The following is a 21,513-nucleotide window of genomic DNA, read 5'->3' on the forward strand; positions in this document are numbered from 1 at the left end:
AAGTGCTCAACCACGGCCGTACTCCTGTTCGCCGCGCCAGAAGTAGATGAAACCGCCGATGCCGGCGACCAGCGCCCAACCTGCGCCGACCAGCCAGAGCTGGGTCAGCGACTCGTTGAGCAGCGGCGCCTCCTCGAGCAGCGAGTACCGGGCCAGCTCGATGTAGACCAGCAGCGGGTTGTACTGCACCACTGTCGTCGCCCAGCCGGGCAGCCGCTCGAAGAGGCTGACGCTGTAGAGGACGCCGGAGCCGTACATCCAGGTCCGCATGATGAACGGCATGACCTGCTTCAGGTCGCTCGACTTGGAGCCCAGCCGGGCGACCAGCAGCACCACTCCGGCGTTGAACACCGCCTGCAGGAACAGCGCCGGAACCAGCAGCAACCACTCCCAGGTGAGCGGCTCGCCGGTGACCAGCACGATGCCGATCAGCACCACCATCGAGGCCAGCAACTGCTGGAACTGGGTGATCGTGGTGGACAGCGGCAGACTGGCCCGGGGGAAGTGCAGCGCCCGGATCAGCCCCAGGTTGCTGCTGATCGACTGGGTGCCGGCCAGGACGGCGCTCTGGGTGAAGTTGAAGATGAACAACCCGGTGGTCAGGTAGGCGATGAAGTTCGGGATGTTGTTCTGTGCCAGCACCACCCCGAAGATCAGGTAGTAGACCGCCGCGTTGGTCAGCGGGGTGAGCACCTGCCAGAGCTGACCCAGCTTGGCGTTGCTGTACGAGGCGACGAGCTTGGCATTGGCGTACGCGGCGATGAAGTGCCGGTAGGCCCATAGTCGGCGGCTGTACTCGACGAGGCTGGGTCGCTCACCGGCGACCCGTAGCCCGTGCCGAGCGGCCAGCTGCGCCTGGGTCAGGCCCGTGTCGGGGTCGACCAGCGCGGTGGTGGCCATGGAAATGGCGCTCCGATCTTTCGTGCAGACGGGGGTTGCTCGCGACGAACGCATCCTAGTGGGAAATTTACGCGGGGCGCCGCCTCGTCGCTGCGAGGACAGTAGTCCGAAACACGTCGGGACGCAACCGTACCGTCGTTGCGCTACGATATCCGGCGTGACCTGCGATAAGAGCCCTCGATGACGGCCGAAAAGAGGCGGGCACCGGCCGGCGCGGCGGTGCTGCGCGACGAGATCACCACGGCGATCCGCCGCGCGTTGATGCAAGAACTCGCCGCGGTCGGCTACGGCCGGCTCTCCATCGAGGCGGTGGCCCGACGGGCCGGCGTCAGCAAGACGGCGATCTACCGACGGTGGAGCTCGAAGCTCGACCTGGTGCTGGAGATCGTCGCCGCCGCGGCCCACGGCAAGCTCCCCGCGCTGGACACCGGCACGCTGCGCGGTGATCTTGCGCTGCTGTTCCAGGCGGTGGCGCACGCGCTGCGGCACCCGCTGGCGTCGCAGATCCTCCCGGACCTGCTGGCCGAGGCCGCCCGCAACCCCACCATCGACGCGACCCTGCGGCAGGTGCTGCACGCCCGGCAGCAGGAGATCGGCGGTCGCCTGGTCAGCCGTGCCGTGCAGCGTGGCGAACTGCCCGCCGACACCGACCTGGACGCCGCCGTCGACCTCATCGTGGGGCCGCTCTACTGGCGTCTCGCCATCGCCCGGCTCCCGCTCACCGATGGTTACCTCGACAACCTTGTCGAATCCGTGGCGGCCGGGCTCGGCGCCGACAGCGTTCTGCCCCGTCCCCGGGCGGCTCCGAGATCGGGTTGACCAGCCCTCGACACCCGGCAGCCGGTAGCGGCGGCCCTCCTGCCCGATTCCGCTACGCTGCCCCCTTGACACCCGGCCGTCACCGTGCCGAGGCCCCTCATCCGTCTGACGAGTAAGGACGACCGTGGCCAACGTCGACAGCATCGCCGTAGCGCCCGCCGAACCGGATCCGACGTCCGGGACCGGGCAGGCATCCCGGCCCGCCACCGCTCGGGTGGGGCTCTCCCGGGTGCGCGCGCTGGTGGCCGTCGCCCCGGTGGTGCTCACCGATGGCGCCGTGATCGCGTTCGCGCTCTTCACAGTGCTCTACCACCTGGCCTTCCTGGGGGACCTGCGTCCGTCGGTGACCTTCCGGATCTGGCTGCTGGCCTGCGTGGTGCTCGCGGTCGTCGCCGTGCTGCGCGCCCGCCGTCGTCGCGCCGCCGGCACCCCGACCGACAGCACCCCGACCGGTCAGGAGGATCCGGTCAGCGCGCCGCCCGCCGCCGACCGTCGCCTGCTGATCGGGGTTCTGGGCGCCGCCGCTGTGGCCGCCGTCTCCGCCGGTGCGGCCGGCACCCGCATCAACCTCTCCTGGTGGATCCCGGCCGTGGCCGGTCTGCTCGCGGCCGTCGGCGGGCTCCTGCTGGTTCGCCAGGCCTGGCTGCGCGGCCCGGTGTCCACCCCGGCCGCCCCGGCGCCCACCACGGCGCAGTCGGCGTACGCGCTTGTCATCTCGGTCCTGGTCGGCATCTCCTCGTTCTTCATGTCCCGCAACACACCTGACGACGTCTACTACGTCGGCAAGTCGGTGTGGATCGCCGAGCGTGACCTGATCCCGCTCAACGACTTCCTCTTCTCCGAGAACGTGCTGCCGGCCATGGGCTCGCAGCCGCCCATTCCGTCGATCGAGGTCTTCGACGGCGCGTTCGCCAATGTGGTCGGTATCCACGCCAGCTCGGCCCTCTGGTACGTGCTGCTGCCGATCATGGCGGTGTTCGCGGCGCTGGCGCTGTGGCGGCTGACGCACCGGTGGGCCCCACGCCGTCCGTTGCTCGCCTTCACCGTGGCGATCGCGTACCTGTACCTCGTCGCCGGCGGCGATGCCGCGCTGGGCACGTTCCACGTGCTCCGGTTGCACGAGGGCAAGGGCGTGTTCGTCTCGGCGGTCATCCCGCTGATGTGGCTCTACCTGACCGAGTGGTTCGACACCCGGTCGCGGCGCAGCCTGGTGCTCATCGTTGCGCTCTCGATCACCGCGATCGGGCTCACCAACACCGCGGCGATCATCCTGCCGATGCTTGTCGGCGCCGCCGGCTTCGCCATGATGCTGGTCGGCCGCTGGAAGGCGGCCATCGTCGCGGCGGTCGCCGCCCTCGCGTACCCGATCGGGTCGCTGGTGGTCTCCCGCCTGGCGCTCGGCGTGATGACCGCGACCGGCGCGGACGACACCTTCTTCGACGCGGCGCACACCTACCGGCGGACCCTGCTGTTCGGCGTGGTCGGGGTGATCAGCGGTCTCGCGCTGTGGTGCGGTGCGTTGCTCGCCCGACGGCGCACGCCCGCGCTGCTCGCGGCCGGTGCCACCCTGGCGTTGAGCGTGATGTTCGTGCCCGGCGTGCTGGAGGTGCTGAGCGCGTTGAGCGGCGTCTCGGTGGTGCTCTGGCGCGTGCCGTGGCTGCTCGCCCTGCCGACGCTGATCGGTCTGCTCTGCACCGTGCGTGTGCCGGCACCGACCGCGGCGCTGCGCCGGGCGGCGTCCGGTGGGATCGCGGTGCTGTTGGTCGCCTCGTTCGCGCTGTTCGCCACCCCGGTGTGGTCGTCGAAGAGCTGGGTCGAGGTGCGCACCAGCCCGACCTGGAAGCTCCTGCCGCATCGTCAGTCGATCGCATTCTGGATCAAGGGCCTGGACCGCCCGCAGGGTCTGCTGCTCGCCCCTCAGACGGTCATGCGCACCGTGCCGATCATCACCAGCGAGGTCCGGGTCGTCCTGCCCCGCGAGTTCTACCTCGTCGAATACGACCTCAACTCTCAGTTCGCCAAGGACCGAATGTTGCTCGCCGAGTTCGCGGACGGCACCACCAGCCCGGCGCCGGCCGAGCTGGCGCCGGCACTGGACCGCCTGGACGTGGGCACCATCTGCGTCTACAACGGCAACCGGTACGCCCGCGACACCGTGCCGGAGCTGGGCTACCAGGAGTTCGCCACGCGCAGTTCGCCCGGCGCGATGACCTGCTTCCGGCGGGCCGACTGAGCGCTCTGCCCGCACCGGACGCCCGACCCCGCGCTGGGGTCGGGCGCGTCCCGGCCCGGAACTTTGCCCGAAATGATGCCGGATACCCGAGCGACACCGAGCTGTCCCCTCGCGTTAAGGTCGCAGTCACACGCAGCCGCGACTGAGCCGCTGCGCGACGGGGGAGTGACGTCGGTCCATCACGGGCACCGCCCGCAACGAAATCTCGTAGGGAGCGAACTCGTTTGTTCGGCACGTTGACAGGACGCCTCGGAGTGGCCGCCCAGAGTGCGCTACTGGTACTGGCCTACCTGGTCATGCTCGTCGGCGGCGCATTCGGCTGGATCGGCCTGTTCGCCGTCGCCGGATTGGCCGCCATCATCGGCGAGTTCGCCGTCGCCCGCTGGTCACCGCAGTCGCAGGTGCTGTTGGAGAAGGTGGGCCTGCACTGGTCGTACCGACAGCTGACCCGGGACCTCGCCGCGGTGCTGCTGGTCGCCGCCGAGGTGCGGCTCAGCGGCGGCGAGCTGACCCTGCTGCTCGTGCTGCCGGCCGTGGTGTGGGTCGTGTCGGTCTTCGCCGGCGCGTTCTCCACCATGATCGAGCGTCGTAACCCGATCTCCGCCATGGTGCGCAACATCGAGCTGGGTCCACTGTCCAGCGCCCCCCAGCCGCCCGCCTGGGCGGCGGCGGTCGCCGGTGACCGGATGCCGCTGCTCAACCTGCTGCTGGTGCCGGCCGGCGTGGCAGCCGCGGTGCAGCACGACCCGACGCCGTTCTTCGTGGCCGGCGCTGTGGCGGTCGTGGCGACCGGTCTGGTGGGCGCCATCATCGCGCTGACCTGGCTGCGGGGTCGGGGCGCGGGGCAGGGCCCGCTGCTGCCGGCGGTCCAGCGTTGGCTGGACAGCTATCGGCCGGAGGTGGCGCTGTACTTCGCCGGCCCGGCCAAGGACGTCTACCAGGCGAACATGTGGCTCGCCCCGGCCGAGGCGCTGCAGCAGCGCGCGGTGGTGCTGATGCGCAGCCGGGAGGCGTTCCTGGAGTTGGCCGACACCCGGCTGCCGGTGATCTGCGTACCGGCCGGGGTCGACTTCATGAACCTCGACCTCGGCGGCGTCCGCGCGGCGCTCTACTGCGCCAACGTCGGCGCGAACATCCACATGCTCCGCGAGCCGGGTACGAAGCACGTCTTCGTCGGGCATGGCGACAGTGACAAGCAGGCCAGCGTCAACCCCTACAGCAAGGTGTACGACGAGGTCTGGGTCGCCGGTCTGGCCGGCCGGGAGCGTTACGCGCGGGCCGGTGTGGGCGTGCTCGACGCGGACATCGTCGAGATCGGCCGGCCGCAGCTCGCCGGGGTGCACACCTTCGGCGCCGAGTCGGTGGACCGGCCGTTCACAGTGCTCTACGCGCCGACCTGGGAGGGTTGGCTCGACGACGACCCGTACCACACCTCGCTGGTGCTGATGGGTGAGCGGATCGTCAAGGGGCTGCTCGCCACGAACCCCCGGGTTCGCCTGATCTACAAGCCGCACCCGCTGACCGGTTCGCGGTCGAAGGCGGCCAAGGCCGTGCACGAGCGGGTCGTCACGGCGATCCGGGCTGCCGGCGGCGACCCGGACGCGTCCTCGCTGGACGGCACCGCGCACCTGGTGGTCACCGGCCGCACGCCGGCGCTGTTCGACTGCTTCAACCAGACCGACCTGCTGATCAGCGACGTGTCCAGTGTGGTGTCCGACTTCGTGCAGAGCCAGCGGCCGTACGTGGTGGCCAACCCGGCCGGCCTGTCCGAGGACGACTTCCGCCGCGAGTACCCGACGGCTCGGGCCGCGTACCTGCTCTCCAAGGACTGCGGTGAGCTGGAGAAGATCGTGACGGTCACCCGGGCCGGTGACGACCCGATGACCGAGGCCCGCCGGGAGCTGAAGACCTACCTGCTCGGCCCCGCCGAGGCGAACCCGATGGACCGCTTCCAGGAGGAGATCGACCGGCTCTGCCGCTGATCTGGCATCGCGCGCCCGGCCCGACACCCGTCGGGTCGGGCGCGTCCGGTTCAGCCCGCGTCCGGTTCAGCTCAGCAGGGCGGCCACCGCGTCGGCGGCCGGAAGGTCCGCCGGCAACACCCGCGCCGCCACCACCGCGGTGACCGGCAGTGGGCCGTAGACGTGCGGGAAGAGTTGACCGCCGCGCGACGGCTCCCACCGCAGCGCGTCGCCCAGTTGCTCCTCGTCGACGCTGAGCAGGGTCAATCCGGTAGCGCCGGCGAAGTGCCGCCGCGCCGTCTCCACCACCTGGTCGCCGGCGGAGAGGTGGATGAAACCGTCCTGCCGGTCCACGGCGGAGCCGGTGAAGGCGCCGGCGGCGAGGGCGTCGTCCCATTCCGTGCTCGGCAGCAGTTTGTAGATCACCACAGCAGCGTACGGGCCCGGCGTCGGCGCGCTCGCCCGGTTTTCGCCGGTACCGCCGCGCCCGTCGCCTCCCGCCGGGCATGCTCAGGTCAGAGGCCGCGGAGGGATGGGCGATGCAGAGCTACGACGATGACTGGACCGACAGCCAGCGTGCGCTGTACGACGAGTGCTACCGGGCCGGCGGCGAGTGGGCCGAGGACCCGGACACTCCGTCCGACGACGTACAGCACGTGATCAACCTGGCCGAGGCGGACGACGACGCCTTCGGAGACGCCGAGATCGACTACCCGCCGCTGGTCGACGCTGTCACCCAGGCCAGCGGGGTCACCGTCACCAGCGTGCCGGCCAGCCACGAGGACCCGGGTTTCCGCGGGTTCACCGACGGCGTCCGGGACGCCACCGCCGACGACGTCTTCGGCCTGTAGCGGCCGGTAGCCCGCCCGCGCGGGCGGGCGGTCTCCCGGTCCGCGCGCGCTTCTGCCACCATTCGCAGAACAGCGCTGCGACAGACGGGGGCACGGGTGCGCATCCTGCTGGTGGAGGACGACCGCCGGGTGGCCGCCGCGCTGTTCTCCGCTCTCACCCGCCGGGGGTACGAGGTCGAGCACGCGGCCACCGTCGCCGCCGCGCTCTCCGCCGCCCCGTGCGACCTGGTGCTGCTCGACCTGACCCTGCCCGACGGGGACGGCACCGACCTGTGCCGGGAGTTGCGTCGGCGCAGCAGCCAACTCGGCATCATCGCGGTGACCGCCCGGGGTGAGGAACGTGACCGGGTGCTGGGTCTGCGCCTCGGTGCGGACGACTACGTGGTCAAGCCGTTCTCGATGGTGGAGTTGCAGGCCCGGATCGAGGCGGTGCTGCGCCGCGCCGCGAACGCCGCGCCCGAGCGGCACCTCATCGAGGCCGGGTCGGTGCGTATCGATGTGGCCGCGCGGACGGTGACCGTCGAAGGCCGTGCCGTGACGTTGACCCGCAAGGAGTTCGACGTGCTCCTCTCGCTGGCCCGCCAGCCGGGGGTGGCGGTGCCCCGCGATCGGATCCTGCTCGACGCCTGGGGCACCACCTGGGCCGACCGGCACACCGTTGAGGTGCACGTCGGGTCGCTGCGCGGCAAGCTCGGCGACGCCCGCCTGGTGGAGACCGTGCGCGGCGTCGGTTACCGGCTGCGCGTCGCGTGAGGAGCTGACGTGCGCCGCCGCCTGGTGATCAGCTATCTGCTGCTGATGGTCCTCGTCCTCATCGCGTTGGAGACCCCACTGGCCGCCACCATGGCCAGTCGTGAGACCGAGCGGGTCCGTGCCGACCGGCTCGCCGACGCCACCCGGTTCGCCTCGCTGGCCGGGCCGGCGTTGCGCGACGGCGGGCCCGGCCCGGTCGAGTCGGAGTTGGCCAGCTACGACGACCTGTACGCGATCGGCGCCGCGATCGTCGACCGGGACCGGAAAATCCCGGTCTCGTCGCCGAGGTGGCAGTCGAGCCCGGGAACCGCCACGGTGTTGGACGTCGCGCTGTCCGGGCAGCAGTCCAGCGCCCCGGAATCGGTCTGGCCCTGGACGACCGACCCGGTGGTGGTGGCGGTGCCGATCAACGACGGTGGCGAGGTGCTCGGCGCTGTGGTGATCGTGACCCCGGCCGACCCGATCCGCCGAGTTGTCGTTGCCTGGTGGCTGCTGCTCACCCTGGCCGGTCTGCTCGCCGTGCTGGCCTGTGTGCTCACCGCGTTCGGGCTGGCCGGTTGGGTGCTGCGCCCGGTCACCGAACTGGACGCGGTCACCCACGAGATCGCCGAGGGCGACCGGGGTGCCCGGGTGCAGCACCGGCTGGGGCCGCCGGAGTTGCGCCGCCTCGCGGCCAGCTTCAACCACATGGCCGACGTGGTCTCCGACGTGATGGACCGGCAGCGCGCCTTCGTCGCGCACGCCAGCCACCAACTGCGCAACCCGCTCACCGCGCTGCGGCTGCGGGTGGAGGAGTTGGGGCCCAGCCTCACCGACCCGGACGGTCGGTCGGAGCACCGGCTGGCCCTGGAGGAGACCGACCGGCTCGCGTTGGTGCTCGACGCGCTGCTCACCCTCGCCAGGGCCGAACGGGAGGAGAACGAGCGGGTCACCGTGGACGCCGCCGCGGTGGCCGCCTCCCGGGTGGCCGCGTGGGCGCCGCTGGCCCGGCACCGGTCGGTCGCGTTGCGGCTGGCCACGACCGACGGCCCGGCGTACGCCCAGACCGTGCCGACCGCCGTCGACCAGGCGTTGGACGCGCTCATCGACAACGCGGTGAAGTTCAGCGGGGCGGGCGGGGCGGTGACGGTGACGGTGGCCCGCCGCGACGACGGCGTGGCGTTGGAGGTGCGCGACTCCGGCCCCGGCATGACCGAGAGTCAGCTCGGTCAGGCGACCGAGCGGTTCTGGCGGGCCCCGGACGCGCAGAACGTGGACGGCGCGGGGCTCGGCCTGACCATCGCCGCTGTGCTGGTCGACGCCTCGGACGGGCGGCTCACCATGCGCCCGGGGGAGTCGCGGGGGCTGATCGCCGCCCTGTGGTTTCCGGCGCCGGCCCTCTCGGTGGAGCCGGCGGAGGAGGAACCGGCCGCCGATCTACGGCCCAGCCCGGCGCGCTGAGCCCGGCCGTCACGGTTTGGTGGCGCGGTACCAGGCGGCGGCGCCCGGGTGCAGCGACAGCGGTGCGGTGACGATCGCCGAGCGGGGGCTCATCCGTCCCGCCGCCGGATGGGCGGCGGCCAGTTCGGCGCGGCGGTCCATCAGCAGCCGGGTCACCTCACGGACCAACGGCTCCGGCAGGCCGGCCCGGACGATCAGGTAGTTCGGGTTGGCCACCGTGGTCACCGCGTCCACCCCGTACACGGAGCGGGGGATGTCGCGCGAGACGTAGACCTGGCCGTAGCGCGAGCGCAGCGGCTCGGTCCACTCGCTGAGGTCCACGATCCGGACGGCGCTGGCCTCGGCCAACTTCTCGATGCCCCGGACCGGCAATCCGCCGGAGAAGAAGAACGCGTCGATCCGCCCGGACCGCAGCGCCGTCACCGAGTCGTCCAGACTGAGCCGTTCGCGGCGCACCTCGTCGCCACCGAGGCGGGCCACCTCCAGCAGCCGGATCGCGGTGATCTCGGTGCCTGAGCCGGGCGCCCCCACGGAGACTCGCCGGCCGCGCAGGTCGGCGACCGTGCGGACCGGGCCGCCGCTCGTGGTGACCAGGTGCAGTTGGTCGTCGTACACCCGGGCGATGGCGTCGACCTTGGAGCTTCCCGTCGTGCTGGTGGGCAGCACGTCGGCCTGGGTGAAGCCCAGCTCGGCCCCGCCGGAGCCGACGAGTTGGACGTTCTCCGCCGAGGCGGCGGTGATCACCACGCTCGCCCGTACGTCGGGCAGTTCCCGGTTGAGGATGGCCGCCAGGGACTGCCCGAACGCGTAGTAGACAGCGGTGGGGCTGCCGGTGGCGATCCGGATCGTCGTCGGCTGGGTCGGGGTGTCCCGGCAGCTGGCAATGGCCAGGTTCGCGATCAGCAGCACCGTCGACAGGGCGACCAGGCCGGCGCGGCTGGACGAGGTACGACTCACGCGGAGCACTGTGCGCCGTCGGACCGGTGCGCGCAAGCCCTGGTCGGCCACGTCCGGACGGTCGGCGCCGGTCAGCAAGCGGCGCGGCCTGCGGGCACCCTGACCGGACCCCGCACCGACGCCGGGTTCACCCCGCGCGCGGGTGCGGCCAGCGGGTTGCGCGCCGGCTCCAACGCCGCGCTGCGCAGGATCCGCTGCCGGTCCGGGCCGTCGGCCACGCTGACCAGGAAGCAGCCGGTGCCGGGGCGGAGCCGGGCCGGCACGTCGAGCACTGCCGCACCCCGGATCAGCACGGCGGCCAGCTCCCGGTCGGTGAGTCGGACACCGAGGATGTGCCGGCGGACGTGCCGCCCGGCGGCCAGCAGCGCCGAGCGCCAGGCCGCCTCCGCCAGCCGGGTCACCAACCGTCGGCGGGCCGGCGAGGCGCCGGGCAGTGGCCCGGTGAGCAGCTCGCGCCGCCCCTGCCACCAGCCCGCGTCCAACAGCCGGGTGTACGCGCCCTGGTGCTCCCGGGGCACCCACAGTCGGTGCAGCTCGTAGCGGCGGCGCAGGCCGCCGACGGCCACCTCGTGGGTGACCGGGATGTCCAGCCGGGCGAGCAGTTGCCGCATCCGCTGCGCGGCGTCCTCCCGGTTGAACTCCACCCCGGGGGCGTGCTCGGCCCGTACCGCGCTCGGTCGGGCGGCGGTCGGTGGCGGTGTGCAACGTTGCAGGCAGGCAGCCTCGAACGCGTCGCCCAGGGTCAGACAGTCCAGCGGGGAGGGGGGCGTCGAGGGGTGGGGCCGGTCGAGCAGAGCGGGTTCGCGGGTCAACGGAGGCTCCCTTGTCGGAGTCTTGGTTGCCCTACCGTGGCTTCTGCCACGCCGTTAGGGAACCGATCCGGCCCAGCCTTGAGCAAATCTTGCGGCTGCCGCGCCCGCTACAGGTCGGTAACCACCAGATCCACCTGCCGCACCCGGCCCGCGGCGGTGCTCTGCTCCAGCACGTTGTGCTTCAACTCCCGCAGGGTGCCCACCAGCTCTGCTGCGGTGCGCGGCCGGGCTCCGGCGACGAGGAGGTCCCGGACCAGCCGCCCCTTGGTGGCCTTGTTGAAGTGGCTGACCACCGAACGGACCGGCACCCCGTCGACCTCCCGCTCGTGCAGAACCCGCACGGTGACAGTGCGCTCGGCCAGCTCCCCGCGCGGCGTCCAGGTGGCCGCGTACGCGCCGGAGCGCAGGTCCAGCACCGGGCCGCGCCCGGCGGCCCCGTCCATCGCCGGCGTCAGCTCCCTGCGCCAGTACGTCGACAGCGCCCCGACGTCGGGCAGGCGAGCGCCGATCGGGCAGCGGTACGGCGGGATCCGGTCGGCCAGCCGGACCACGCCCCACAGCCCGGAGCTGATCAGGATCGACCGGCGGGCCGCCCGCTGCGCCGCCGCCGGCAGGGAGGCCAGGTCCAGCGCCTCGTAGAGCACCCCGGTGTAGAGCCGCTCGGCCGGCGCGGTGGCGGCCTCCCGCAGTCGGGCGTTGCGCCGCAGCTCGCCCCGTTGGCCCTCGCTGAGGCCGAGCGCCGCCCGCGCGGTCTCCTCGTCCGGCCCGGCGCTCAACGCCACCAGTGCGTCCAGCACCCGCTCCCGGGCCGGGTTCAGCTCGGGCAGCGACAGCCGGTCCGGGGCCCAGCGCCGTCCGGTGCCGGCGTCGGCCTTCCCCTCCGAGGGCGGCAGCAGGATGAGCATGGGTCTCCTCGACGGCGAAACGGCGGCGCCCCACGCGCCGGCCCGGCCAGCGTACGACCAGCCCCTACCGCCAGGGCCGCACCGGGGTGTCGGGGTGGTACACGCGATAGCCGCCGACCTCCCGCACCGGCGCCTCGTCGGCCCGGTCGGCGAGCAGCGCGCGCAGCCGCCGGTCCATCGGCGAGTCGATCTCGACCACGTAGCCCGGCCGCTCGGCCCGCCCCACCTGCCGCCAGTACGGCCGGTAGCGGTTCTGCCCGGGGGACAGGTCCCCGTCGAGCACCGCACAGATCACCGATTCATCCGTGTTGAAGATCAACCGGTTGCAGGTCCAGTAGTCCCCGTACACCTCGTGGGGTCCGTCGGCGCGCAGCGCGGCGGCCAACTCGCGGGCCTGGCGCTCCTCGGTCCGTGACGCCGCGGTGCCGGTGGCCGCGAAGAGCACGGTGACCACCAGCGTGGTCACGGTCAGCGCGGCCAGCACGGCGGCGGAGAGCGCGCCGGTGAGTCGTCCCAGCACGCTGCTGGTGCCCCGCCAGGCGGTCAGCGCCGCCACCCAGAGCGGCCAGAGCACCGCCGGCAGCGACAGTTGCAGCACCGACAGGTAGCGGGCGTTGTCCAGCGGGCTGGTCGCGGCGAGCGGGCTGCGCACGTACGACAGCAGTGTCAACGCCGCGCCGGCGATCAGCGCGAGCTGCACGACCGGCCCGACCCGCTCCCCGCGCGGTCCGGCCGCCCGGCGGTACGCGAGCACCGCGAGTGCCGCGCCGGCCACCAACAGCACCGGGTACAGCACGCCGAACCACTGTTGCCAGCGTCCGCAGCCGTCCACCGGGCAGAGCCCGTGCGCCAGCGGCACCCCCTCCAGCAGGCCGCCGCGGATCCGGTCGAACCACTGCGGCTGCGGCCCGGCCTTGGTGCTGACCTCCCGGAACACCGACAGTGAGTCCTCACCCGGCCCGGCCCGGAGGTTGTCGACGATCATCGGGGCCACGCCGACGATCACCCCCGCCACCAGCAGCAGGCCGGACCAGCCGAGCAGCTCCCGCCGTAGCGCCCAGAGCAGGGCCAGCCCGGCCACCGCGAGGTACGGCAGGATCAGCCAGTCCGACCAGACGGACACCCCGACAAGCAGCCCGAACAGGCCGATCGCGAGCCGTCGACGGTGCAGCGTGCGGGCGGCCAACCCCACGGTGATCAGCAGCATCAGCAGCACCGCCGGTTTCACCTCCGGCCGCCCACCGACGACGGTGAGCTGGTCGCGCACCACCCGTTCCGACCCGAGCGCGAGCAGACCCACCACGAACGCGGCGAACCACGGTGTGCAGAGCCGGCGGGTCAACCGGTGGATCAGGTAGAGGAAGACCGCGTACAGCGCGAGCATCGGCAGCCGCAGCACCGGCCAGCTCGGCCCGGCGACCGCCACCAGGGGAGCGGCCAGGTACGACTCCAGAACCCCCATGTAGTGCTGGCCGTAGAGGAAGATCGGGCGTTCCCGGCCCTGGGCGATGTGCAGCGCGGCGAGGCCGAAGGTCGCCTCGTCGCTGTTCGACACCGGCACTGTGAACAACGTCAGGACCAGCCGGTAGACGACACCGGCGAGCCCGAACAGCAGCGCGACGAGCGCCGGCCGGTCGAGTCGCGGACGCCATCGCCCGCGGTGCTGCTCTGGATGCGACACGACCAACGCCCCCGTCGTCGTCCCGACCAGAGTGTTTCACGTCTGGTCGGGCCGCCGAGGTGGATCGGCGCAGCCGGTGCCGGCTGGCTCGGTGCGGCGGTCGGCTCGCGTGGCCGTGGCTGTCGACGTGTGGCAGGGTTGGCGCGTGCCACCCACTCCCGCCGGCCAGCTGGCCGTTCCGAACCTGCACCGGGCCGCGCGGATCGAGGACGCCGTGCACCAGCTCGTCGAGCGTCGGCTGCGGCGCACCGGCTGGCGGATCAACATCGTCGCGTACACCGGTTATGGCGCGCCGGGTTGGGTGCGGGTGATGTGCCGGGTGCTGCTGGGTCGTCCGGACACCCGCCAGCGGGGTCGACTGGACAAGGTTCGCGGCTGGCGGAGCTTCACCACGCTGCCCGCGAAGCACGTCACGGTGACCATCGAGGCCGGCGGGGTGTGCCACGAGACGCGGGCCGACCGCAGTGGGTTCGTCGACACGCTGGTCGAGGCCGACCTGCCGCCCGGGTGGGGCACGGTCCGGCTCAGCGTTCCGGACGCCGACCCGGTCGACGCGCCGGTGCGCATCCTCGACCCGGACGTCAGGTTCGGCATCATCTCCGACATCGACGACACGGTGATGGTGACCGCGCTGCCCCGACCGCTGCTCGCCGCCTGGAACACGTTCGTGCTCGACGAGCACGCGCGCAACGCCGTGCCCGGCATGGCGGTGCTCTACGAGCGGCTGGTCACCGCGCACCCCGGCGCCCCGGTCTTCTACCTCTCCACCGGCGCGTGGAACGTGGCGCCCACGTTGACCCGCTTCCTGTCCCGGCACCTCTACCCGGCCGGGCCGCTGCTGCTCACCGACTGGGGCCCGACCGCCGACCGCTGGTTCCGCAGCGGCATGGAACACAAGCGGGTCACCCTGGCCCGGCTGGCCCGGGAGTTCCCCGACGTGCGCTGGCTGCTGGTCGGCGACGACGGCCAGCACGACCAGGAGATCTACCGGGAGTTCGCCGCCGCCCACCCGGAGAACGTCGCCGGGGTGGCGATCCGCCGACTCTCCCCGACCCAGTCGGTGCTGGCCGGCACCCTGCCCGCCCCGGCCGGTCGCCCGTCGTCGGGGCCGGTGGGGCAGAAGTGGCTCTCCGCCCCGGACGGCGCGGGCCTGTGGCAACTGCTGCGCGACGCCGGCCTGGTCTGATCGGGCGCTGTCGGAGGGTTGTGGGGGAGCGCCACGTTTCCATCCGCCCCGCCTGAACGGGAGGCGGGGCGGATGACGCTCAACCGCACCTACCCCGGATCCTCGGCGACATCCACGTCAGCGCCAAGGACGTCCGCGCCGACCGCATCGGGGCCGTCTCCCGGGTGGCGACCGACCGGGCGCCTACGGCCGAACGGCAGGCGCCGAACCTGGGCAGTCCCAGGATGAGCGGATCAACTCCCGCTCGGTGGCGGCGAGGTGGGCAGTCGCGGCGAGCCAGGCCCACGCGTACCGGTCCGGGTCGGGCTCGGTACGCCGCCCGAACGCATTCCGCCCGCGCCGGTCGGACTCGTCGGCGAGCGCGGAGACCACCGTGGCGGCGGTCGTGAAGCCGGCGCGGCGCAGCGGACCCGTCAGCCCGGTACCCTCGCCGCGGGCCGCCTCGACGACGGCGCGGCGGCCGCCGGAGACGGCCAGCTCCACCAGCCGGCGAACCCTCCACAGCGGGGACTCCGCGACCGCGTCGACGCCGAGGGCGAGGACCGGTTCGGTCATCGCAGCCGGGTCACGCGGCGGCAGGTGACCGCCCTGGATCTCGTCGTAGCCGAGGTCCGCCCGGCCGTGCCAGTCCGCCGGCAGCCGGAGCGTCGTGGCGGCACCGGGCACCGGGCCGACCGCGAGTGGCCACAGTGTGCTGGCCCGGTCCGGGTCCAGCCGGCCGACCACCCGGATCCGCAGACCCGGCCGGGAGGCGAGCCGCCGCAGGTTGGCCACGTGGGTCAGCATCGGGTGGGAATCGGCCGGCGCCAGCCGGATCACCGGGCCGTCCGGCACCGGCTCCCGCTCCGGTCCGGCGTCGGTGGCGGACGCCAGCTCGCGGGCCAGCACCTGGTCGCCGACGGCACCCACGATCATCAGGTCACCTCCGACCAGCGCGGTACCGGCCCGGATCGGGTCCTCCGGGTCGTCGGCGGCGAGTTGGGCGGTCACCACCTCGGCGAGTGGCCGGGCGAACAGTTCCGCCAGCGGTCCGGTGGCCCAGTCGGTCTCGATGAGCGGGCTGGCACGGACCCCCTTGCCGGCGCCGAGCCGGCCGTCCGGCGAAACGGTGGTACCGGTGATCCGCAGGCCGCCGCGGGCCAGCACCGCGTGGTTGACCGCGACAGCGCCCATCTCGGTGACCGCCCGGGCGCAGTCCCGCGCCCGCTCCGGGCCACCCGGTTTCACGTCGCCGAAGGAGAGCCGCCGCCCGTCAGCGGCGACCAGGTGGGTGACCACCCCGGCGTAGCCGTTCGCGCTGATCACCGGCTCCCGGCAGACGCCGTACACCTCCAGCGTTCCGTCCGGCTGGTAGGCCCTGCGGAGGATGCCGACCAGCGCCGGGTCGGGATCACCGGTGGCCAGCCGGCCGGCCACGTACAGCAGGTCGTGCAGCACCTCGACCAGCTGGGCCAGCCGGTGGCCGGCCTGTCGTTCCCGGTGGGCGCGCAGGCCACGGACCGCGCGCAGCGCGGCGCTCTCGGCCCGCGGCAGGCCGGCCAACCGGGCGCTGTGGGCGGCCCGCAGCAGTTCGGCCTGGGGAACCGCACCGGCGGCCGGCACGCCGGCCGCGAGCACCGCGGAGGCGGCCCGCCACAGCGCACCGGCGGCGGCCCGTTGCGCCTTCGTCGGTGCCGTGTTCCGGCCGGCACGACCGGCGGCCGATCTCTCGGTTCGCCCGGTCCAGCTGGGTTCCGCGCCGTCGCTGTCGGGAGCGGACGACACGCCGGTGGACGCCGAGTCGGGATGGGTGACCGGATCGGCGACCGGGCAGGCGACCAGGACCGCGGTCCGGTGCAGACAGCGGGGCGCCAGCAGGCAACTGCACCGCGCCTGGTGCCCTTCGGTGACCGCACCGGTCGGCCCGGGCGTGAGGGTGACCAGGGCCTCGGCGCCGCAGTCGACCGATACGCCGCCGTTGACCCGGCCGACCGGTACCCCGGCCAGCCGTCCGACGGCGGCGTCCAGCCGCTTGTGCAGCCGGGGTGGCAGGGCGGCCACCGCCGCAGCGGCGACCTCCGGCAGCACCGGTGGCAACAGGTCGGTGGGTGTGCGGTCCGTCAACGTGATCCTCCGCGGATGCGATCGCCCACCCAGCGGGCGAGTTCGAGCGGGCTGAGAGCGGCGACCGGCATCCCGGCCGCGACGAGCTGCTCGGCGACCGGCACCGAATAGCAGGGCGCGCCCCTGTCGTTGAGCGCGGCGCAGCCGAGCAGATGCACACCGGAAGTGGCCAGGGCGCGGACCTCGCCGAGCAGCCCGGCCAGCGGGTAGCCCTCCTCGAAGTCGCTGACCACCGCGACGATGGTGCGGCTCGGCACGGTCACCAGCGAGCGGGCGTGGGCCAGCCCGGCGGCGATGTGTGTACCGCCGCCGACGCGCACCTCCAACAGCAGCGACAGCGGGTCGTCGACCCGGTCGGTCAGGTCGACCACCTCGGTGGAGAAGGCGAGGAAGTGGGTGGAGAGGGTCGGCACCCCGCCCAGCACGGCGGCCGTCAACGCCGACCACACCACCGACGCCTCCATCGAACCGGACACGTCGACCACCAGCACCAGCCGCCAGTCGGCCTCCCTGCGGGTCCGGGTGTTGAAGACCGGGCGTTCCGGCACCACGACCGTCCGGCCGTCGTCGAGCCGCTGGGTGTGCTGCAGGTTCCCCCGGAGCGTACGGGCGAGGTTGATCCGGCCGCCGGGACGGCGGGACGGACGTGTGTTACTCAGCCCGGTCAACGCCGGACGCACCTGGGTGGCCAACTGTTTGGTCAGTTCCTCGACCAGCCGCCGGACCAGTGGCCGCAGCTTGGCCAGGTGCCCCTCGGGCAGCCCGCCGGCCAGTGACAGCACCGAGGTCAGCAGCTCCATCGAGGGGCGTACCGCGGCCGGGTCGAGCTCGGCGAGCACGTCGGTACGGCCGTTCTCGGCCGCCCGGGCGATGACCTCCTCGCGTACCGAGGTGCCGAAGAGCGCCTCGAGCTCGTCGGCCCACTCGCGTGCGGTCGGGAAGGAGGCTCCCTGGCCACCACCACCGGCCGCCTGGCCGAGGTCGGTGGCGCCCTCGCCCTGGCCCGCCCCGTACAGCTCGTCCAGGGCGAGGGCGTAGCGCCGGGCGCCGGCCGGCAACCGGTCGGGTTGGCGGCCGAGGAGCAGCCGCCACCGGTCGGTGGGGTTGAGCTGGGCGGCCGATGTGTCCAGGTCGGGTTCGGTGTCGGCGGAGCCGGTCGGCATTTCCGGGCCGGGTCCGGTGTCGGCGGAGCCGTTCGGCGTGCCCGGGATCGGTATGTGGCGGGCGATCAGGGCGGCCCGGCCGGCGAGGTCGGCGGCGGTCCAGCGGGCCAGCATCTCGGGCGAGACGGACAGTGCCAGATCGAGCCGATCGCCGAGCCGGTCGGCGACGGTGTGCAGCAGCCGGCCCCGGGCCGCCGGGGTGAGCACGTCGAATCCGCCCCGCAGCGCCGGCAGCCGGTCCAGGAACTCGGTGTCGGTGAGCCGCTCGATCCGTTCCAGCAACGGGTCCAACGCGGCCGGGGCGGACTGCAGCAGTGGATGCGCCGCGGTGAGCAGACCCCCGAGCAGCCGGTGCAGCTGCCGCCGGCTGTCCGGTCCGGTCGCCGCGTCGATCCAGCCGGCCATCCGGGTGCCCAGGACCTCGAGGGCGGTCAGGTCGAGCAGCACCCGGGCGGCCAGGGCAGCGCCCTGGATCAGCGGCGAACCGGCCCGGGTCAGGTGGCCGAGGGCCTCGTCCAGGCGTAGGCCGATCCGATCCTCGCCGGCGCGGACCGCGAGGTCGACCAGCGCGGCGGCGTCGGTGGTGGCGTCGCTGCCGGCGAGGCCCGGCAGCCCGCGTACCGCCGCATCCAGCAGCACGACGGCCAGCTCGGCGGCCCGGACCCGGCCGTCGGCGGTGGTGCCGGGCAGATGCGCGCGGCGCAGGGCCTCCAGCAGGTCCAGGGCGGCCAGCAACTCGGGCAGCGTGCCGGTGCCAGGCAGCACCACGGTGGCCAGCTCGAGCCGGTCGGTGACCAGCTCGGGCAGGTCGCAACGGGCGGCGTCGCGCAGCCCGGTGAGCAACTGCGCGGCGGTGGGGCCGCCGTCGGCGGCCTCCCGGCGGAACCGGTCCCGCAGGGTGCCGGTCGCGGCCAGCGCTGCGGTCACTCCGCGTACGCCGACCAGGTCCAGCCGGGCCGCCACGGACGGCGTCCAGGCCAGCTGCCAACGGGTGGTCAGGGCGGTACCGTCGCCGGTGCCGGAGACCACGGTCGGCTCGCCGTAGCCGACGCCGCAGATCTGCAAGCGTTGCAGCAGGATCTCCCGTCGCCCGTCCAGCTCGGTGCGCAGCGGATCCAGCCGGACCTCGCGGGACTTCGGGCTGTCCGGGTTGGGCAGCCGCAGCGCGGTGAGTTCCGCCTCGACCGCGGGACCGAGGCCGGACCGCGGCGTACCGGGGGCGATCCGGCCGCGCTCGGCGCCAACCAGCACAATCTCCAGCGCCTTGGCCAGCGCTCGGCCGCGGCCGAGCAGCTCACCCTGGCCGAGCACGGTGGTCACCGCCTCCAGCACCTCGCCCCGGCCGGGAGCGGGCAGGTTCCGCAATCGGGCCAGGTCGCCGGCCAGCCGTACCGTCTCGGCGGCCTCGCCGGTACCGGCGCTGTGACCGGCCGAGCGGAGTTCCCGGCAGAGGTCGGTGACCGCCCGTGCGGCGGCGGCCCGGATCTGTTCTGGGTCGCCGGCAGCGGTGAAGACGGACTGCTGCCAGCGGGGGTCACGGATCCCGGCCGGGTAGCCGGAGCGGGAGTCGAGCAGGTCGAACGCGTACGGCACCAGCGAGGTGACCGCCGTGCCGCCGTCCTTGGTGGCCGGCCCGGGCCGGGTCGTCACGGACCGGACCGAACCGGCCTGTGTGGCGGCACCGGCCGTGCTGGCGGTCGGGGCGGGGCCGGCGTCGGTAGACGGGGTGGCGAGCAGGGCCGGGGCGTGGAAGGCCCCGATGACGGCGGCGACCCGACGGCCGTCCCCGCCGGCCTCGGCCAGCACCCGGCGCATGTGTCGCTCGCGGGCCAGGTCCCGGGCCGGTATGCCGTCGCTGCTGGCGCTGTCGGTACGCATCGCCCAGCCGACGCCGAGGGCGGCCCGTCGGACCGCCTCCGGCGGGCAGCCCGGGGCTTGCACCTCGACCACCCGGTCCCATAGGTCGTCGCCGTCGCGGCCGGTGCCGCTGGCGCTGAGGGCGGCGGCGTAGCCGGACCGGCGCGGGCCGCGCACTGGTTCACCGGCGTCCGGGTCGCCACCGGCGGCCGGCTCGGGCGAGTCGGAGTCGGTGGTCGGGTCGATGGTGTCGGCGCTCCAGCCGGGGTCGGTCAGCGGCAGGTCGCAGCAGACCACCTCGACGTCCTGCTGTCGGGCCCAGCGGATCGCGGCCAGCTCCGGGGAGAAATCGGCGAACGGGTAGAAGCCCGTCGGCCCGTCCTCGCCGTGGCTGCCGACCAGGGCCAGCGGGGCCCGGGCTGCCGGGTCGGAGAGGTACGGCAGCCAGGGCTGGAAGTCGGCCGGCAGCTCGATACAGACCACCTCGGCTGCGGCGGCGTCAAGCAGGGCCGGGAGCACCGCCGCCAGGGCCGGGCTGTGATGCCGCACCCCGATCAGGTACGGCCGGACGCAATCGGCGAGCGCGTCGACCACGGCTCGTGGGTCGACCGTCGAAACTTTGGCCGTCATCGAGTCGACGGTCGGCGGAGCCCCATCGGGCAACGTGCGGGATGCGCTCGTCACCGCAGGTTTTCCCGCAGATCCCAGAGCCGGCGCCACATCGCCGAGCCGTCCTCGGCACGGCGGCGGACCGGGCCGTCCCAGTAGCCGAGCAGGCGGGCGTGGTCGTTCTGGTCGTCCTTGCGAACCACGCCGAGCAGGTGCCCGGGGACCAGTTCGAGCGCGTCCCCGCCGGGCAGGTACGCGGCGGCCAGCCCGAGCGACGCCGCCACCTGCACCGCCTCGGCGGTGGACATCACCGTGCCGGGCCGTTCCACGTCCCAGCCCTCGCCCGACCGGCCGGATCGCAGGTCGCGGAACACGGTGACCAGGGCGTCCAGCACCGCGTCGTCCACGGCGTACGCCGCCCCGGCGCGCTGCACGGCGGCGGTGGCCTGCCGGCGTACCAGGTCGGTTTCGGTGTCCACATCCGAGATCGGGTGGATGGTCTCGAAGTTGAACCGGCGCTTGAGGGCAGAGGACATCTCCGACACGCCCCGGTCCCGCAGGTTGGCGGTGGCGATCACGCTGAACCCCGGTGCCGCGCGGATCAGGGCGTCTTCGGTGCCGCTCAGCTCCGGTACGTTCATCCGCCGGTCGGACAGGATGGACACCAGCGCGTCCTGCACCTCGGGCAGGCAGCGGGTGATCTCCTCGATCCGGACGACCCGGCCGGTGCGCATCCCGGTCAGCACCGGCGAGTCGACCAGCGCCTGTGGGGTCGGGCCCTGGGCGAGCAGCAGGGCGTAGTTCCAGCCGTACCGGAAGGCGTCCTCGGTGGTGCCGGCGGTGCCTTGCACGGTCAGCGCGCTGGTGCCGCAGACCGCGGCGGCCAGCAGCTCGGACAGCATGGACTTGGCGGTACCGGGCTCACCGACCAGCAGCAGGCCCCGCTCGCCGGCCAAGGTGACCACGCACCGTTCGACCAGGCTCCGCTCGCCGACGAACTTCGCCGCTATGGTCATGCTGGCCGGCAGTTCGGTGCCGGCCGGGCAGGTGCGCCGGTCGGCGGGCAGCTTCAGCGCCTCGCCGTCGCTGCCCCGGATGAAGGTGACCACGGCGCGCGGGGTCAACGCCCAACCCGGTGGCCGGGCCCCGTCGTCGTACGCGGCCAGGAAGGCCAACTCGTCGGCGTACCGCTGTTCGGCGGAGAGGACCTGGGCGGCGGTCTCCGGCACCACGGTGGGGCGGACGTGTTCCGTCACGGTCACTGATATTCCTCGATCTCTCTC

16 protein-coding genes are annotated in these 21,513 nt (G+C 73.3%); 7 read left to right on the forward strand and 9 right to left on the reverse strand.

Features of this window, described 5'->3' with window-relative positions; all coding sequences use genetic code 11:
- Positions 1–6 precede the first annotated feature (6 nt).
- Entirely contained in the window at positions 7–900 is an 894-nt protein-coding gene (locus DLJ59_RS33895) for an ABC transporter permease (RefSeq protein ID WP_124778192.1), read from the reverse strand.
- A 180-nt stretch (positions 901–1,080) separates the two neighbouring features.
- Between DLJ59_RS33895 and DLJ59_RS33900 the strand changes: the two genes are divergently transcribed.
- The 3 genes from DLJ59_RS33900 to DLJ59_RS33910 all read left to right on the forward strand — a co-directional run bounded on the left by DLJ59_RS33900 (position 1,081) and on the right by DLJ59_RS33910 (position 5,934).
- A complete protein-coding gene (locus DLJ59_RS33900) occupies positions 1,081–1,719 on the forward strand; it encodes a TetR/AcrR family transcriptional regulator (RefSeq protein ID WP_124778193.1) in 639 nt (212 codons plus the stop codon).
- A gap of 124 nt (positions 1,720–1,843) precedes the next feature.
- Positions 1,844–3,952, forward strand: coding sequence for a DUF6077 domain-containing protein (locus tag DLJ59_RS33905; protein ID WP_124778194.1), 2,109 nt, complete (start codon positions 1,844–1,846; stop codon positions 3,950–3,952).
- A 224-nt stretch (positions 3,953–4,176) separates the two neighbouring features.
- Positions 4,177–5,934 (forward strand): CDP-glycerol glycerophosphotransferase family protein, encoded by a 1,758-nt coding sequence (locus DLJ59_RS33910; protein WP_208648930.1) that lies wholly within the window; start codon positions 4,177–4,179, stop codon positions 5,932–5,934.
- 66 nt (positions 5,935–6,000) lie between these two features.
- Here DLJ59_RS33910 and DLJ59_RS33915 read toward each other — a convergent pair whose 3' ends face one another.
- Positions 6,001–6,339, reverse strand: coding sequence for a DUF952 domain-containing protein (locus DLJ59_RS33915; protein WP_124778195.1), 339 nt, complete (start codon positions 6,337–6,339; stop codon positions 6,001–6,003).
- 113 nt (positions 6,340–6,452) lie between these two features.
- On the opposite strand from DLJ59_RS33915, the gene DLJ59_RS33920 reads away from it, so the two are divergent.
- The 3 genes from DLJ59_RS33920 (at position 6,453) to DLJ59_RS33930 (ending at position 8,957) form a co-directional block, all read left to right on the forward strand.
- A complete protein-coding gene (locus DLJ59_RS33920) occupies positions 6,453–6,764 on the forward strand; it encodes a hypothetical protein (protein WP_124778196.1) in 312 nt (103 codons plus the stop codon).
- A 96-nt stretch (positions 6,765–6,860) separates the two neighbouring features.
- Positions 6,861–7,517, forward strand: coding sequence for a response regulator transcription factor (locus DLJ59_RS33925; protein WP_124778197.1), 657 nt, complete (start codon positions 6,861–6,863; stop codon positions 7,515–7,517).
- A gap of 9 nt (positions 7,518–7,526) precedes the next feature.
- Positions 7,527–8,957: a sensor histidine kinase gene (locus DLJ59_RS33930; RefSeq protein WP_124778198.1), complete on the forward strand. Its 1,431-nt coding sequence runs from the start codon at positions 7,527–7,529 to the stop codon at positions 8,955–8,957.
- 9 nt (positions 8,958–8,966) lie between these two features.
- On the opposite strand, the gene DLJ59_RS33935 is transcribed toward DLJ59_RS33930, so the two are convergent.
- The 4 genes from DLJ59_RS33935 to DLJ59_RS33950 all read right to left on the reverse strand — a co-directional run bounded on the left by DLJ59_RS33935 (position 8,967) and on the right by DLJ59_RS33950 (position 13,312).
- Positions 8,967–9,923, reverse strand: coding sequence for a TAXI family TRAP transporter solute-binding subunit (locus DLJ59_RS33935; protein ID WP_124778209.1), 957 nt, complete (start codon positions 9,921–9,923; stop codon positions 8,967–8,969).
- A gap of 62 nt (positions 9,924–9,985) precedes the next feature.
- Entirely contained in the window at positions 9,986–10,726 is a 741-nt protein-coding gene (locus DLJ59_RS33940) for a hypothetical protein (protein WP_244236377.1), read from the reverse strand.
- A gap of 107 nt (positions 10,727–10,833) precedes the next feature.
- Positions 10,834–11,631, reverse strand: coding sequence for a peroxide stress protein YaaA (gene yaaA, locus DLJ59_RS33945; protein WP_124778199.1), 798 nt, complete (start codon positions 11,629–11,631; stop codon positions 10,834–10,836).
- Positions 11,632–11,695: 64 nt separating this feature from the next.
- A complete protein-coding gene (locus DLJ59_RS33950) occupies positions 11,696–13,312 on the reverse strand; it encodes an ArnT family glycosyltransferase (protein WP_124778200.1) in 1,617 nt (538 codons plus the stop codon).
- A 145-nt stretch (positions 13,313–13,457) separates the two neighbouring features.
- On the opposite strand from DLJ59_RS33950, the gene DLJ59_RS33955 reads away from it, so the two are divergent.
- On the forward strand, positions 13,458–14,498 hold the full coding sequence (locus tag DLJ59_RS33955; RefSeq protein WP_124778201.1) for an App1 family protein: 1,041 nt from the start codon (positions 13,458–13,460) through the stop codon (positions 14,496–14,498).
- A gap of 183 nt (positions 14,499–14,681) precedes the next feature.
- On the opposite strand, the gene DLJ59_RS33960 is transcribed toward DLJ59_RS33955, so the two are convergent.
- Genes DLJ59_RS33960 through DLJ59_RS33970 form a run of 3 tightly spaced genes read right to left on the reverse strand, consistent with a single transcriptional unit; the run spans position 14,682 to position 21,492 of the window.
- Positions 14,682–16,601 (reverse strand): hypothetical protein, encoded by a 1,920-nt coding sequence (locus tag DLJ59_RS33960; protein WP_124778202.1) that lies wholly within the window; start codon positions 16,599–16,601, stop codon positions 14,682–14,684.
- Positions 16,598–20,251 (reverse strand): vWA domain-containing protein, encoded by a 3,654-nt coding sequence (locus tag DLJ59_RS37790; RefSeq protein WP_124778203.1) that lies wholly within the window; start codon positions 20,249–20,251, stop codon positions 16,598–16,600. The genes DLJ59_RS33960 and DLJ59_RS37790 overlap by 4 nt, the downstream gene beginning before the upstream one ends.
- 50 nt (positions 20,252–20,301) lie before the next feature.
- Positions 20,302–21,492 carry an ATP-binding protein gene (locus DLJ59_RS33970; protein WP_208648931.1) on the reverse strand — a complete coding sequence of 397 codons (1,191 nt, stop codon included), beginning with the start codon at positions 21,490–21,492 and terminating at the stop codon, positions 20,302–20,304.
- Positions 21,493–21,513: the final 21 nt, after the last annotated feature.

It is taken from the genome of Micromonospora inaquosa, from assembly GCF_003857055.1.
GTDB classification, from domain to species: domain Bacteria; phylum Actinomycetota; class Actinomycetes; order Mycobacteriales; family Micromonosporaceae; genus Micromonospora; species Micromonospora inaquosa.